We start from the raw sequence: 13,212 nt of genomic DNA, 5'->3' as shown, positions 1-13,212 counted from the left end.
GGAGACGCCGCTGGGCTGGGACCGCGCGGTCAGCGCGGAGCCAGCCCAGCGGCATACGGCCTCGTGAGGTTGCGTCGTCAGACGCTCTTGATGGCCAGCGCCACGTTGTGCCCGCCGAAGCCGAACGAGTTGTTCAGCGCGGCGACGTCACCGGCAGGGAGCGTGAGGTGCTCGCCCTTGACGACGTTGAGCGGGATCTCCGGGTCCTGGTTCTCGAGGTTGATCGTCGCTGGGACCGTGCGGTGGTGCACGGCGAGGATCGTCAGGACGGCCTCGAGAGCGCCGGCAGCGCCGAGGAGGTGCCCGGTCATCGACTTCGTCGCCGTGACCGCGATGTTGTCCGTGTGGTCGCCGAAGGCGCGCTTGATCGCGTTGTACTCGGCGACGTCACCGACCGGCGTCGACGTGGCGTGCGCGTTGATGTGGGCGATGTCGCTCAGCGACAGGCCGGCCTGCTCGACGGCCTGCGCCATCGCGCGGGAGGCGCCGGACCCGTTCGGCTCGGGGGCCGTGATGTGGTGCGCGTCAGCGGAGAGGCCGACGGCGGCCAGCTCGGCATAGATCTTCGCGCCGCGCGCCCGGGCGTGCTCCTCGGACTCGAGGACGATGACGGCGGCACCCTCGCCGAGGACGAAGCCGTCGCGGTCGGTGTCGTAGGGGCGCGAGGCCCGCTCCGGCTCGTCGTTGCGGGTCGACAGGGCCTGCATCGCCGCGAACCCGGCGATCGGCATCGCGTGGACGGCGGCCTCGGTGCCACCGGCGACGACGATGTCAGCGCGCCCGCTGCGGATCATCTCGATCGCGTAGCCCATGCTCTCCGCGCCGGATGAGCAGGCGCTGACGAGCGTGTGGACGCCGGCGCGGGCGCCGAGCTCGAGCGAGACCGCAGCCGACGGGCCGTTGGGCATGAGCATCGGGACCGCGAGCGGGTAGACCCGGCGAGGGCCCTTCTCGCGCAGCGTGTCCCACTGGTCGAGCAGCGTCCAGACGCCGCCGATGCCGGAGCCGATGGCCGTGCCGATCCGCTCGGGCTCGATCTCGGGGGAGCCCGCGTCGGCCCATGCCTCGCGCGCAGCGATGAGGGCGTACTGGCTGGACGGGTCGAGGCGCCGGGTCTCGACCTTGGCGAGCACGTCCTCCGGCTTCGTCGCGATCATCGCGGCGAAGGTCACGGGCAGCTCGTACTTGGCCACCCAGTCGAAGTCCATCGTGCGGGCCCCGGAGCGGCCGGCGAGGACGGCGTCCCACGTCTCGCGGGCGGTGCCGCCCACGGGCGTCGTGGCGCCCAGGCCGGTGACGACAATGCGTCGGTCAGTGGACGTCATGGTGAGGTGCTCCTCGTCAGGTGAAGTCAGTGGGTCGTGCTGTCCAGTGCGGGTCGTATGCCGCTGGGCTGGCTCCGCGTGCCCGGTCTGCTCGGGCGGGTGGCCGGGTGGCCGGGCACGCGGGATGCTGCTGGCTGTGGAGCCGGTGTCAGCCCTGGGCGGTCGCGATGAACGTGACGGCGTCGCGGACCGTCTTGAGGTTCTTGACCTCGCTGTCGGGGATGCGGACGCCGAACTTCTCCTCGGCGTTGACGACGATCGTCATCATCGACAGCGAGTCGATGTCGAGGTCCTCGGTGAAGGACTTGTCCATCTCGACCGAAGCCGTGTCGAGGCCGGTCTCCTCGTTGACGATCTCGGCAAGACCCTCGAGGATCTCCTGCTCGGACTGAGCCATGTGTCTGCTCCTTTGGTGGTCACCACGTGGTGGTCGTTCGGTTGGTAGCCCCGAGTACCCGTCGGGACAAGCGGGAAACAAAGGTCGTCCTACGGTAGGACGATGACCTGCGCGGCATAGACGAGGCCGGCGCCGAAGCCGATCTGCAGGGCCAGGCCCCCGCTCGGGATCTCGCCCTCGGCGAGCATCCGCGTGGTCGCGATCGGAATGCTCGCTGCGGACGTGTTGGCCGTCGTGACGATGTCGCGGGCGACGGGGATGTCCGGCGGCAGCTTGAGCTGCTTGACCATGGCATCGACGATGCGGATGTTGGCCTGGTGGGGGATGAAGGCGTCCAGGTCGTCGGCCTTGATGCCGGCGCGGTCGATCGCCTGCTGCGCGATCGGTGCCATGCCCCAGACGGCCCACCGGAAGACACTCTGACCGGCCATGGTGAGGCTCGGCCAGCCCTTGGGGGTGATGCCCTCGATGGACTCGGGGGCGCGGGCGGCCTCGGCGCCGCCGTCGCCGAGCAGCTCGCGGACCTCGAGCCACGAGTGGCGGTTGCTGATGACGTCGCGCTGGGCACCGTCGGAGCCCCAGACCGTCGGACCGATGCCCGGGGTCTCGGACGGGCCGATGACGCAGGCGCCGGCGCCGTCACCGAAGATGAACGCCGTGCCGCGGTCGTAGGGGTCGGTGAAGTCGCTCAGCTTCTCGACACCGATGACGAGGACGTAGTCGGCGGAGCCGGCCTTGACCATGTCGCTGCCGGTGGCCACCCCGTAGCAGTAGCCGGCGCAGGCGGCGGAGATGTCCATGGCCGGGGCGGTGGAACCGAGGCGAGCAGCGAGCTCGGGTGCGGCGGCCGGCGTCTGGTAGGGGTGGGTCACGGTTGCCATGAGGACGAAGCCGAGCTGGTCCGGCGTGATCCCCGCGTGCTCGAGAGCCTGCCGAGCGGCGTGCTCCGCCATGTCGATGACGCTCTCGTCGTCGGCGGCGAAGTGCCGACTGACGATGCCGGAACGCTCACGGATCCACTCGTCGCTCGAGTCGATCTTGTCGACGATCTCAGCGTTCATGACGACGCGGGCGGGACGGTAGGCGCCGACGCCGACGATCCGCGAGTGGCGGGGGCTGCCGGGATCGACAATGGTCCCGGTGCCCTTCGGGGTCGGGGTGCTGGGGGAAGCAGTCACGTGATCAGCCTTACTCAACGACGCGGGTGGGGGAAGGGGTGGAGCCGCCGTGCTCGGCGAGCATCCGGCGCGCCGCCTCGAGGTCGTCCGGGGTCTTGAGGGCCAGCGTCTCGACGCCCTTGAGGGCGCGCTTGGCGAGGCCGACGAGGGTCCCGGCCGGGGGCAGCTCGATGAGACCGGTGACGCCCAGGTCCTGCATCGTCTGCATGCACAGGTCCCAACGCACCGGGTTGCTCACCTGACGGACGAGGCGGTCGAGCGCCTCGCGGCCGTCCGTGACGGCCTGGCCGTCCGCGTTGGACAGCAGGGTCACGCTCGGCGCCTGGGTCGGCATGGTGCGAGCCAGTTCGTCGAGCACACTGACGGCCGGAGCCATGTGGTGAGTGTGGAAGGCGCCCGCGACCTGGAGGGGGATGACCCGTGCCTTGGCCGGCGGATCCGCCTGGAGGGCGGCGATCTGGTCGAGCGTGCCGGCCGCGACGGTCTGTCCGGCCCCGTTGACGTTGGCCGGGGTGAGGCCGTGGCGATCCAGGACGGCCAGCACCTCGTCGGGGTCTCCGCCGAGGACGGCCGCCATGCCGGTCGGGGTGGCAGCGCTCGCAGCGGCCATGGCGCGACCGCGCTCCCGGACGAAGACGACGGCGTCGCCCGCCTCCAGCACTCCAGCCGCAGCGGTTGCCGTGATCTCACCGACCGAGTGCCCGGCGAGCAGACCGACGCCATCGAGGGCCGCGGCGGCCCCGCCGAACAGCGGCGGGAGGGCGATCAGGCCCGCGCCGACGATGAGCGGCTGCGCGACGGCGGTGTCCTTGATCGTCTCCGCGTCGGACGTGGTGCCGTGGGCGACGAGGTCGATACCGGTCGAGTCGGAGAGGCGGGCGAGCTCGTCACGCACGCCGTCGAGCTCGAGCCACGGGGCGAGGAAGCCGGGGGTCTGGGAGCCCTGTCCAGGGCAGACGATCGCAAGCACGTGTCCACCCTCCCCGATGGGGCGGCGCGATGCGGACTCCGAATGTCACGAAGTCGACGGGGCAGACTTGGAGGATTCCTCCAACCCGGCCTGTGGGGCCAGTCGCGTCAGACGGGGCGCGGCGGCGAGCCGTCCCAGGACCAGCGCGACTCTCGCGGACCAGGCGTCCCGCGGTTTGGTCAGGTCATAGCCGGTCAGGTCGTCGATGCGGCCGAGCCGGTAGCGGACGGTGTTGGGGTGGATGAAGAGCGCGCGGGCGGTGGCCTCGAGCGAGCGTCCCGTCTCCAGGTAGGCCTCGGCGGTCGCCAGCAGGGCGTGCTGGGCCGCGCGGGAGAGCGGGCGGTGCACCTGGTCGATGAGCAGCCGCTGGGCCGGCACGTCACCCGCGAGGGCGCGCTCCGGCAGGAGTGCCTGCGACTCGACGATCCGCGGCGCCGCTGGCCAAGCAGGCGCGGCGGAGAGGCCGCTCAGGGCGGCGCGGGCCGATCGCCCGGCGGCGAACAGGTGCGGCACGGTGGGCCCGACCACGATGGGGCCGTCGCCGAAGCGGTCCGCCACCGCGGCGACCACGGACAACGGGTCCTCGGTGCCGCCGAGGATCGCGATGAGGCGCGAGCGCTGGACGATGGCGAGGGCCTCGACGCGCTCGTGGCGCACCGCGCGTCGCAGGGCGTCGACCGCCGCCGCTGCTCCGCCGTCGACCACGGGCGTCGTGCCGACGACAAAGGTCACGTGCGCGACGTCGCCCCAGCCCAGGGCCGAGGCGCGTGACTGCATCGACTCGTCCGCCTCGCCACGCAGGACGGCGTCGACCACGAGGGCCTCCAGTCGCGCGTCCCACGCGCCACGTGCCTCGGCGGCGCCGGCATAGACCTCCGCCGCCGCGAAGGCGATCTCGCGGCTGAAGCGCAGCACCGACTCGCGCAGCAGCTGCTCGTCGCCCGGGCTGGCCAACGTCTCCACGTGCGACTCGACGACGTCGACGACGGTGCGCACCAGGTCCAGGGTCTCGCGCAGGCTGACCGTCCGGGTCAGCTCCTGCGGGGCGTTGGCGAAGATCGAGATCGCCGAAGGGCTGCTGTCCTCGTGGGCCCGGAACCACTCGATGAACTGTGCGATACCGGCGTGGGCGACGAGTCCGACCTGGGATCTCTCGGCGGCCGGGAGCTCGCGGTACCAGGCGAGGTTCTCCTCCATCCGGCGAGCGGCCAGCGTCGCGAGCTCGCCGGCGCTGCGGTCGACGGCGCGCGAGGTCTCGCTGCTCGGCCGACGGCGCTTGCTCGTGCTCACTGGGTCAGGGTACGACCCCGGGCCCGGGACGGCGGCAGAGACTTTGTATGCCGGTCACAAAGCCCTCGCAGCCCAGCCTTCACCGGAACGTCACGGGCAGGACAGGCCGGCGCCGCGTGGATGTCGCGAACCGGCGGGTGGATGGTCGACATGTTGCGACTCAGCTCCGTCCTGACCACCGCCGCGCTCGTCGCCGCGATCGCTCCCTCCGCCATCACCTCGGCCTCCGCCGACCACGCCTCGAGCCCCACCGCCGCGAGCCCCACCGCCGCGCAGCCGCGGCGTCACGCCGCCGACCCCCTCGTCATCGCCCACCGTGGGGCCTCGGGCTATCGGCCCGAGCACACCCTCGCGGCCTACGAGCTGGCCGCCCGGATGGGGGCTGACTTCATCGAGCCGGACCTCGTGTCGACGAAGGACGGCGTGCTGGTTGCCCGGCACGAGCCCGAGATCTCCGAGACGACCGATGTGGCCGACCGCCCCGAGTTCGCGTCCCGGCGCACGACGAAGTCCATCGACGGCCGCCCCGTGACAGGGTGGTTCACGAGCGACTTCACCCTGGCCGAGCTGAAGTCCCTGCGGGCCAAGGAGCGCCTGCCGGAGCTGCGGCAGGAGAGCACGATGTGGGACGGGCGGTTCGAGGTCCCGACGTTCGACGAGGTCCTCGAGCTGCGCGAGCGTCTCACGAAGGAGCTCGGTCGGGAGATCGGCGTCTATCCCGAGACCAAGCACCCGACCTTCTTCGACGAGGCGGGTCTCGACCTCGAGGGCAAGCTCGCCGAGGCCATCCGGAAGCACCACCTCGACCGGGGCAACGCGCCGATCTTCATCCAGTCCTTCGAGCTGTCCAACCTCGTCGAGCTGCGCGAGGAGCTGGACGTGAAGGCGCCTCTCGTCTTCCTCGTCGCCGGCGGCGCCCCCTACGACCTCGTCGCGAAGGGGGACTCACGCACCTATCGTGACCTCATCCAGCCGGCGAGCCTCGTCGAGCTGAGCAAGACGATCAACGGGATCGGCCCGGAGAAGTCGCTCGTCATCCCGAGGAAGGCCGACGGGTCCTTGGGGGCACCGACGAGCCTCGTCTCCGACGCTCACGCCGCAGGACTCGACGTGCACCCGTGGACCTTCCGGGCAGAGAACGTGTTCCTGCCCGTTGACCACCGCTCGGGAGCCGCGGCCAGCGACTTCGGTCGAGCGATCGACGAGCAGGTCACCTTCCTCGAGGCCGGGATCGACGGCCTCTTCACAGACCAGGCTGACGTGGGCGTCGCGGCCAGGGCGGAGTTCCTCGCCGGACGATGATGCTCTCACGGTGAGGCTCCGACGGTGAGGCTCCGACGGTGAGCCTCCGACGGTCGACGCGCTCAGTCGGTGCCGAACTCCATCGCGGCCCGGTCGAGCGCGTCGTCCGTCGCGTCGACGTCGGCGACGGCCGGGTTGGCCGAGATCGCCGCGGCGCCGCCGGGGGCGAGCTCGCCGACGAGCTCCGCGTTGCGCGCCCCGAGCAGGCCCTGGGTGGCATAGAGCTCGAGCTTGGCCCGGGAGTCGGCGATGTCGAGGTTGCGCATCGTGAGCTGGCCAATACGGTCGACCGGCCCGAAGGCGGCGTCCTCGGTGCGTTCCATCGACAGCTTCTCGGGGTGGTAGCTGAACGCCGGGCCGCTCGTGTTGACGATGGACCAGTCGTCACCGCGCCGCAGCCGCACCGTGACCTCGCCGGTCACGGCCGAGGCCACCCAGCGCTGGATCGACTCTCTGATCATCAGGCTCTGCGGGTCGAGCCAACGGCCTTCGTAGAGCAGGCGACCGAGGCGCCGACCCTCGGCGTGGTAGTTGGCGATCGTGTCCTCGTTGTGGATCGCGTTGAGGAGCCGCTCGTAGGTGAGGTGGAGCAGGGCCATCGCGGGCGCCTCGTAGATGCCGCGCGACTTGGCCTCGATGATCCGGTTCTCGATCTGGTCGCTCATGCCGAGCCCGTGGCGACCGCCGATCGTGTTGGCCTCGTCGACGAGGGCGACCGGGTCGGTGAACTCGCGACCGTTGATGGCAACGGGCCGACCCTGCTCCCAGCGGACCGTCACGTCTTCGGGCTCGATGGTGACGGACGGGTCCCAGAACCGGACGCCCATGATCGGCTCGACGATCTCCATCGACTCGTCGAGGAACTCGAGCGTCTTGGCCTCGTGCGTGGCGCCCCAGATGTTCGCGTCGGTCGAGTAGGCCTTCTCGGCGCTGGCCCGGTAGGGCAGGTCACGCTCGGTCAGCCACTCGGACATCTCCTGGCGTCCGCCGAGCTCGGTGACGAAGTCGGCGTCGAGCCACGGCTTGTAGATGCGCAGCTCGGGGTTGGCCATGAGGCCGTAGCGGTAGAACCGCTCGATGTCGTTGCCCTTGAAGGTCGAGCCGTCGCCCCAGATGGAGACCCCGTCCTCGTGCATGGCCCGCACGAGGAGCGTGCCGGTGACCACGCGACCCAGGGGAGTCGTGTTGAAGTAGGTCTTGCCGCCGCTGCGGATGTGGAAGGCGCCGCAGGCCAGAGCGGACAGGCCTTCCTCGACGAGGGCGGTCTTGCAGTCCACCAGGCGGGAGATCTCGGCGCCGTACTGCCCGGCGCGGCCGGGGACCGAGGCGATGTCCGGCTCGTCGTACTGACCGAGGTCCGCGGTGTAGGTGCAGGGGATGGCACCCTTCTCGCGCATCCAGGCGACAGCCACGGAGGTGTCGAGACCGCCCGAGAAGGCGATTCCGACTCGTTCACCGACAGGGAGCGACGTCAAGACTTTGGACACGGCTGCAAGTATATGCATAGGAACGCATAGTTATCCACCATGCGAGCCGAGCGCGGGCGAGGGGGCCCAGCGCGTGCCTCTGGGACGGGAACGCCCTCCGCTGGCTGCTCGATCGAGGGGAGATCGTTCGTCTGGCGACCGGACTTCGCACTCACCGTCGAGGGGCACACTCGAGGCCCGCAGCTCGGGGTGAGTCCCGCACCGCGTGGGCCGTAGCTGGGCGGGCCACGAGCTGGAGTCGCAGTTCGAGTTCGACGGTGCGACCGAGTATGCGGACGGGAACGCCGCGACCCTGTTCGCGGAGAAGCAGCACGAGCATGCGCTCCGCAGGCTGGGCTGGGTCATCGGGCGGGGGTCGGTGGCTGTCGTGGAGGCGCGGGATGGCTGGGTCCTGCACCAGCCACGCGCCCAAACGACAGTCAGCGCGACCGGCCGCCCCCCGGGGGGCCAGCCGGCTGGGTGGGTGGGGGAGTGCAGGAGCGAGCCCAGCGGCATACGACGTCTTCCGTATGCAGCTGAGCCCGCTCCCCAACGGGAAGCGGGCTCAGCTGGGACGCGAAGTGTTACGACTCTCCGCCGGCGTTGCCGGACGTGCCGGCCGTCACGTCGAGCAGGCGGTAGCGCTCGGCCGCCTGCCGTGGGACGTCGGCATCGACCTTGCCGTCCTTGGCGAGCAGCTGGAGCGCGCGCACCGCCACTGACGGGCCGTCGATGTGGAAGAACCGCCGCGCCGCCGGGCGGGTGTCGGAGAAGCCGAAGCCGTCCGCGCCGAGCGTCGCGTACGTGCCCGGGACCCACTCGCGGATCTGGTCCTGCACGGCCCGCATGTAGTCGGACACGCCGACGACCGGGCCCTCGGCGTCCTGGAGGCACTGCGTCACCCACGGGACGCGCGCCGGCTCCTCCGGCTGAAGGAAGGCCTGCTCATCGGCGGCGAGGCCGTCGCGGCGCAGCTCGTTCCACGAGGTCACCGACCACACGTCGGCGGCCACGCCCCAGTCGTCGGCGAGCAGCTGCTGCGCCTCGAGGGCCCACGGCACCCCGACGCCGGACGCGAGGATCTGGGCCCGGGGGGGCGTGTGCTGCCAGCCCTCGGTGTTGGCGGGCGCCAGCTTGTACATCCCCCTGAGGATGCCCTCGACGTCGACGTCCTCCGGCTCCTTCGGCTGGACGATCGGCTCGTTGTAGACGGTCAGGTAGTAGATGAGGTTGGCGTCCTCGCCCTCACCACCGCCGTACATCCGGCGCAGCCCGTCCTGCACGATGTGGGCGATCTCGTAACCGTAGGCCGGGTCGTAGTGCACGACGGCAGGGTTGGTCGCGGCCAGCAGCGGGCTGTGACCGTCGGCGTGCTGGAGACCTTCGCCGGTCAGCGTCGTGCGACCCGCGGTGGCGCCGATGAGGAAGCCCCGGCTCATCTGGTCGGCCGCGGCCCAGATGCCGTCACCGGTGCGCTGGAACCCGAACATCGAGTAGAAGACGTAGACCGGCACCATCGGCTCGCCGTGCGTGGCGTAGGACGTGGCGGCCGCGGTGAACGCGGCGATGGAGCCGCCCTCGTTGATGCCGAGGTGCAGGATCTGGCCCTGCTCGTTCTCGCGGTAGGCGAGCATCAGCTCGGCGTCGACGGGCGTGTACTTCTGGCCCTGCGGGTTGTAGATCTTGATCGTCGGGAAGAAGGCGTCCATCCCGAAGGTGCGCGCCTCGTCCGGGATGATCGGCACGATCCGCTTGCCGAACTCCTTGTCCCGCAGCAGATCCTTGAGCAGCCGGACGAACGCCATCGTCGTGGCGACCTCCTGCTTGCCGGAGCCCTTCTTGACCTGGGCGTACGCCTCGTCGCCGGGCAGCTTGAGCGGCTCGTAGGCGACGCGTCGGCTCGGCAGCGTGCCACCCAGCTTGGCCCGCCGGTCGATCGAGTACTTGACGACATCGCTGTCGGCGCCCGGGTGGTAGTACGGCGGGCGGTACGGGTCTGCCTCGAGCTGCTCGTCGCTGATCGGGATGCGCAGGGAGTCCCGGAACTGCTTGAGGTCCTCGAGCGTCATCTTCTTCATCTGGTGGGTCGCGTTGCGCCCCGCGAAGTGCGAGCCGAGCCCGTAGCCCTTGATGGTCTTGGCGAGGATGACGGTCGGCTGGCCGGTGTGCTCCATCGCCGCCTTGTAGGCCGCGTAGACCTTGCGGTAGTCGTGGCCACCGCGCTTGAGGTTCCACCAGATCTGGTCGTCGGTCCAGTGCTCGACCATCTTGAGGGTCCGCGGGTCGCGACCGAAGAAGTGGTCGCGGACGTACTTGCCGTCGTTGGCGCGGAAGGTCTGGTAGTCGCCGTCGCTCGTCTGGTTCATGTTGTGCACGAGCGCGCCGTCGCGGTCTGCCGCGAGCAGCGGGTCCCAGCCGCGGCCCCAGACGACCTTGATGACGTTCCAGCCGGCACCCCGGAAGAACGACTCGAGCTCCTGGATGATCTTGCCGTTGCCGCGGACCGGGCCGTCGAGCCGCTGCAGGTTGCAGTTGATGACGAACGTGAGGTTGTCGAGCTCCTCGTTGGCGGCGAGCTGGAGCAGGCCGCGCGACTCGGGCTCGTCCATCTCGCCGTCGCCGAGGAAGGCCCAGACGTGCTGCTGGCTCGTGTCCTTGATGCCGCGGTTGTGCAGGTACTTGTCGAACTGCGCCTGGTAGATCGCGTTCATCGGGCCGAGGCCCATGGAGACGGTCGGGAACTCCCAGTAGTCGGGCTTGAGGCGCGGGTGCGGATAGGACGGCAGCGCGCGCACCTGGCCGTCGACGATGTGGCTCTTCTCCTGGCGGAAGCCGTCGAGGTCCGTCTCGGTCAGGTGCCCCTCGAGGAAGGAGCGGGCGTACATGCCGGGTGAGGCGTGGCCCTGGAAGAAGACGTGGTCGCCGCCGCCGGGGTGGTCCTTGCCGCGGAAGAAGTGGTTCATGCCGACCTCGTAGAGCGTCGCGGCGCTCGCATAGGTCGAGATGTGCCCGCCGACGCCGATGCCGGGCGCCTGTGCGCGGTGCACCATGACGGCGGCGTTCCACCGGATGTAGCGGCGGAACTCGCGCTCGACCTCCTCGTCACCGGGGAACCACGGCTCGCGCTCCGGCGGGATCGTGTTGATGTAGTCGGTGGCGGTCAGCGACGGGACGCCGACCTGCTTGGCGCGGGCCCGCTCGATCAGCTTGAGCATGACGTATCGCGCCCGGGTGCGGCCCTTCTCATCCAGGACGGCATCGAGGGACTCGAGCCACTCCTGGGTCTCCTCGGGGTCGATGTCAGGGAGCTGACTGGGAATTCCGTTGAGGATGGGGCCGGCCTCGGCTGCCACGTTCGTGGGTCCTTTCTCGTCACGCGTCGCGGCCGGTTGACCGCGGCGCCGCTTCACCCATACTCCCTCAAAGCGTGGTGGTCGTCACACCCGGGTCATTCCGCGGGACACGGCTCTCGACGGCCTCCGGAAGGGCCCAGCCACGCCGTGTGGCGCGAAGCCCAACCCCGGACGGGGGTTGCGCGATAGCGTCGGACCCAGTGCACTAGGTCTCACTGGCGCACGCCCAGACCTCGCCCCTGACCGAAAGGACCGGTGACAGTGAGCACGACCGCGGGAGCGGCGTCTCTCGCCAAACTCGGATTTGCCCCCGGGCAGATCATTCAGGAGTTCGGATACGACGACGACGTGGACGACGACCTGCGGTTCGCCATCGAGGACGTCATCGGTAGTGACCTCGAGGACGAGGACTTCAACGACGGGGCCGACGGCGTCGTGGTCTGGTATCGCGACGGGGACGACGACCTCGTCGACCTGCTGGTCGACGCGTTGACCAAGCTCTTCGACGCGGGCTTCGTCGTGCTCTTCACCCCCAAGGCCGGCCGCCCCGGTCATGTGCAGGCCAGCGAGGTCGAAGAGGCTGCGTCGACGGCCGGGTTGACCACCGGCGGCCAGGTCAACGTCGCCACCGAGTGGGCCGGCGCGCGGCTGATGCCGCCGAAGGGGCCCCGCCGCTGAGGGACGACGGTCACGGGACTGGCACACTGTCGCGCATGACGACGCCCGCCCCCTCGACGTCAGCTCCCGCCGCTCCGCAGGTTGGCGAGCTCGCGCCCGACTTCACCCTCGTCGACCAGCACGGCGTCGATGTCACGCTGTCCTCGGTGCGCGGGCACCGGTTCGCTGCCGTCGTGTTCTACCCGTTTGCCTTCTCCGGGCTCTGCACCGGCGAGCTGCGCGAGATCAGGGACGGGCTCGAGGACTTCCAGGACGGCGACATCCAGGTCTTCACGATCTCCTGCGACTCGATGTACTCGTTGCGCGCCTGGGCGGATGCGGAGGGCCACTTCTTCCCCCTGCTGAGCGACCACTGGCCGCACGGTGAGGTGACCCGTCGCTACGGGGTCTTCAACGAGGATCAGGGCGCGGCCCTTCGTGCGACCTTCCTCATCGACCGCGACGGCCGGGTGGCGTGGCAGGAGGTGAGGGGTCCGGGGGACGCCCGCGACTTCGTCGCCTACCGGGCGGCTCTCAGCGAGCTCCGTCAGGCCTCGCCGGCTCCCCAGTAGCCCGCCCGCACACCTGTCCGTATGCCGCTGGGCTCGGTCCCACGACTCCATGCCCTTCGGGGTGGGCGCGGTCAGTGGCTCGCCTCCACTCCCAGGTAGGCCTCGACGATCTTCGGGTCGGCGAGGAGGTCGGCCGCGGGTCCGGAGTGCACGACCTCGCCGGTCTGCAGGACGTAACCGTGGTCGGCGGCACGCAGGGCTCGTCGCGCGTTCTGCTCCACGAGGACGATCGTCGTGCCGGTGGCGCGGATCTCGTCGATGACGCGGAAGACCTCGTCGACCACTTTGGGGGCCAGCCCCATCGACGGCTCGTCCAGCAGCAGCACCTTGGGACGCGCCACGAGGGCCCGGGCGATGGCGAGCATCTGCTGCTCCCCGCCGGAGAGGGAGCCGGCCGGCAGGTGGCGGCGCTCACCCAGCACCGGGAAGCGCTCGTAGGTCTGGGTGAGCGCCTCCGCCGAGGCGCCGCCGACGTGCCAGCCGCCGAGGTGGAGGTTCTCCTCGATGGTCAGCGTGCCGAGGATCTGTCGTCCCTCGGGCACCTGGACCAGGCCCTGGCCGACGAGTCGGTGCGACGGGGTGCGGGTGATGTCCTTGCCCTCGAACGTGATTCGACCGGACTTGGGTCGGAGCAGTCCTGAGATGGCGTTGATGATGGACGACTTGCCGGCGCCGTTGGCGCCGACGAGCGTGACGAGCGCG

General features: G+C 70.3%; 11 protein-coding genes. 3 read left to right on the top strand and 8 right to left on the bottom strand.

Going from position 1 to position 13,212, the window contains the following annotated elements; genetic code table 11:
* Positions 1–77: 77 nt before the first annotated feature.
* From fabF to OO014_RS14410, 5 genes are all read right to left on the bottom strand, one after another.
* Positions 78–1,325 (bottom strand): beta-ketoacyl-ACP synthase II, encoded by a 1,248-nt coding sequence (gene fabF / locus OO014_RS14430; RefSeq protein WP_272463026.1) that lies wholly within the window; start codon positions 1,323–1,325, stop codon positions 78–80.
* A gap of 148 nt (positions 1,326–1,473) precedes the next feature.
* Positions 1,474–1,722 (bottom strand): acyl carrier protein, encoded by a 249-nt coding sequence (locus OO014_RS14425; RefSeq protein WP_272463025.1) that lies wholly within the window; start codon positions 1,720–1,722, stop codon positions 1,474–1,476.
* Positions 1,723–1,811: 89 nt separating this feature from the next.
* On the bottom strand, positions 1,812–2,900 hold the full coding sequence (locus tag OO014_RS14420; protein ID WP_272463024.1) for a beta-ketoacyl-ACP synthase III: 1,089 nt from the start codon (positions 2,898–2,900) through the stop codon (positions 1,812–1,814).
* 10 nt (positions 2,901–2,910) lie between these two features.
* Complete coding sequence (locus OO014_RS14415) at positions 2,911–3,870, bottom strand: ACP S-malonyltransferase (RefSeq protein ID WP_272463023.1); 960 nt, start codon at positions 3,868–3,870, stop codon at positions 2,911–2,913.
* A 45-nt stretch (positions 3,871–3,915) separates the two neighbouring features.
* Positions 3,916–5,160, bottom strand: a complete 1,245-nt coding sequence (locus OO014_RS14410) for a PucR family transcriptional regulator (protein ID WP_272463022.1) — start codon at positions 5,158–5,160, stop codon at positions 3,916–3,918.
* Between the two features lie 150 nt (positions 5,161–5,310).
* On the opposite strand from OO014_RS14410, the gene OO014_RS14405 reads away from it, so the two are divergent.
* Positions 5,311–6,462 carry a glycerophosphodiester phosphodiesterase gene (locus OO014_RS14405; RefSeq protein WP_272463021.1) on the top strand — a complete coding sequence of 384 codons (1,152 nt, stop codon included), beginning with the start codon at positions 5,311–5,313 and terminating at the stop codon, positions 6,460–6,462.
* A gap of 62 nt (positions 6,463–6,524) precedes the next feature.
* On the opposite strand, the gene argG is transcribed toward OO014_RS14405, so the two are convergent.
* Together argG and aceE are read right to left on the bottom strand one after the other, a co-directional pair.
* Positions 6,525–7,949 carry an argininosuccinate synthase gene (gene argG / locus OO014_RS14400; RefSeq protein WP_272463020.1) on the bottom strand — a complete coding sequence of 475 codons (1,425 nt, stop codon included), beginning with the start codon at positions 7,947–7,949 and terminating at the stop codon, positions 6,525–6,527.
* Between the two features lie 563 nt (positions 7,950–8,512).
* Positions 8,513–11,281 carry a pyruvate dehydrogenase (acetyl-transferring), homodimeric type gene (gene aceE, locus OO014_RS14395; RefSeq protein WP_272463019.1) on the bottom strand — a complete coding sequence of 923 codons (2,769 nt, stop codon included), beginning with the start codon at positions 11,279–11,281 and terminating at the stop codon, positions 8,513–8,515.
* Positions 11,282–11,542: 261 nt separating this feature from the next.
* Here aceE and OO014_RS14390 point away from each other — a divergent pair, with 261 nt between their 5' ends.
* A complete protein-coding gene (locus OO014_RS14390) occupies positions 11,543–11,959 on the top strand; it encodes a DUF3052 domain-containing protein (RefSeq protein WP_272463018.1) in 417 nt (138 codons plus the stop codon).
* Positions 11,960–11,994: 35 nt separating this feature from the next.
* A complete protein-coding gene (locus tag OO014_RS14385) occupies positions 11,995–12,510 on the top strand; it encodes a peroxiredoxin (protein ID WP_272463017.1) in 516 nt (171 codons plus the stop codon).
* 71 nt (positions 12,511–12,581) lie between these two features.
* On the opposite strand, the gene OO014_RS14380 is transcribed toward OO014_RS14385, so the two are convergent.
* Positions 12,582–13,212: ABC transporter ATP-binding protein (locus OO014_RS14380; RefSeq protein WP_272463016.1), on the bottom strand; the 631-nt coding region annotated here is incomplete at its 5' end.

The organism is Intrasporangium calvum (genome assembly GCF_028446585.1).
GTDB classification, from domain to species: domain Bacteria; phylum Actinomycetota; class Actinomycetes; order Actinomycetales; family Dermatophilaceae; genus Intrasporangium; species Intrasporangium calvum_A.
The sequence above is the reverse complement of the archived record's forward strand: the minus strand, read 5'-3'. Positions and strand labels throughout refer to the sequence as shown.

Bases quoted from the DNA above. Each gene is read 5' to 3' on its own strand.
- fabF (WP_272463026.1), bottom strand. From the start codon at position 1,325: ATGACGTCCACTGACCGACGCATTGTCGTCACCGGCCTGGGCGCCACG.
- OO014_RS14425 (WP_272463025.1), bottom strand. From the start codon at position 1,722: ATGGCTCAGTCCGAGCAGGAGATCCTCGAGGGTCTTGCCGAGATCGTC.
- OO014_RS14405 (WP_272463021.1), top strand. From the start codon at position 5,311: ATGTTGCGACTCAGCTCCGTCCTGACCACCGCCGCGCTCGTCGCCGCG.
- OO014_RS14385 (WP_272463017.1), top strand. From the start codon at position 11,995: ATGACGACGCCCGCCCCCTCGACGTCAGCTCCCGCCGCTCCGCAGGTT.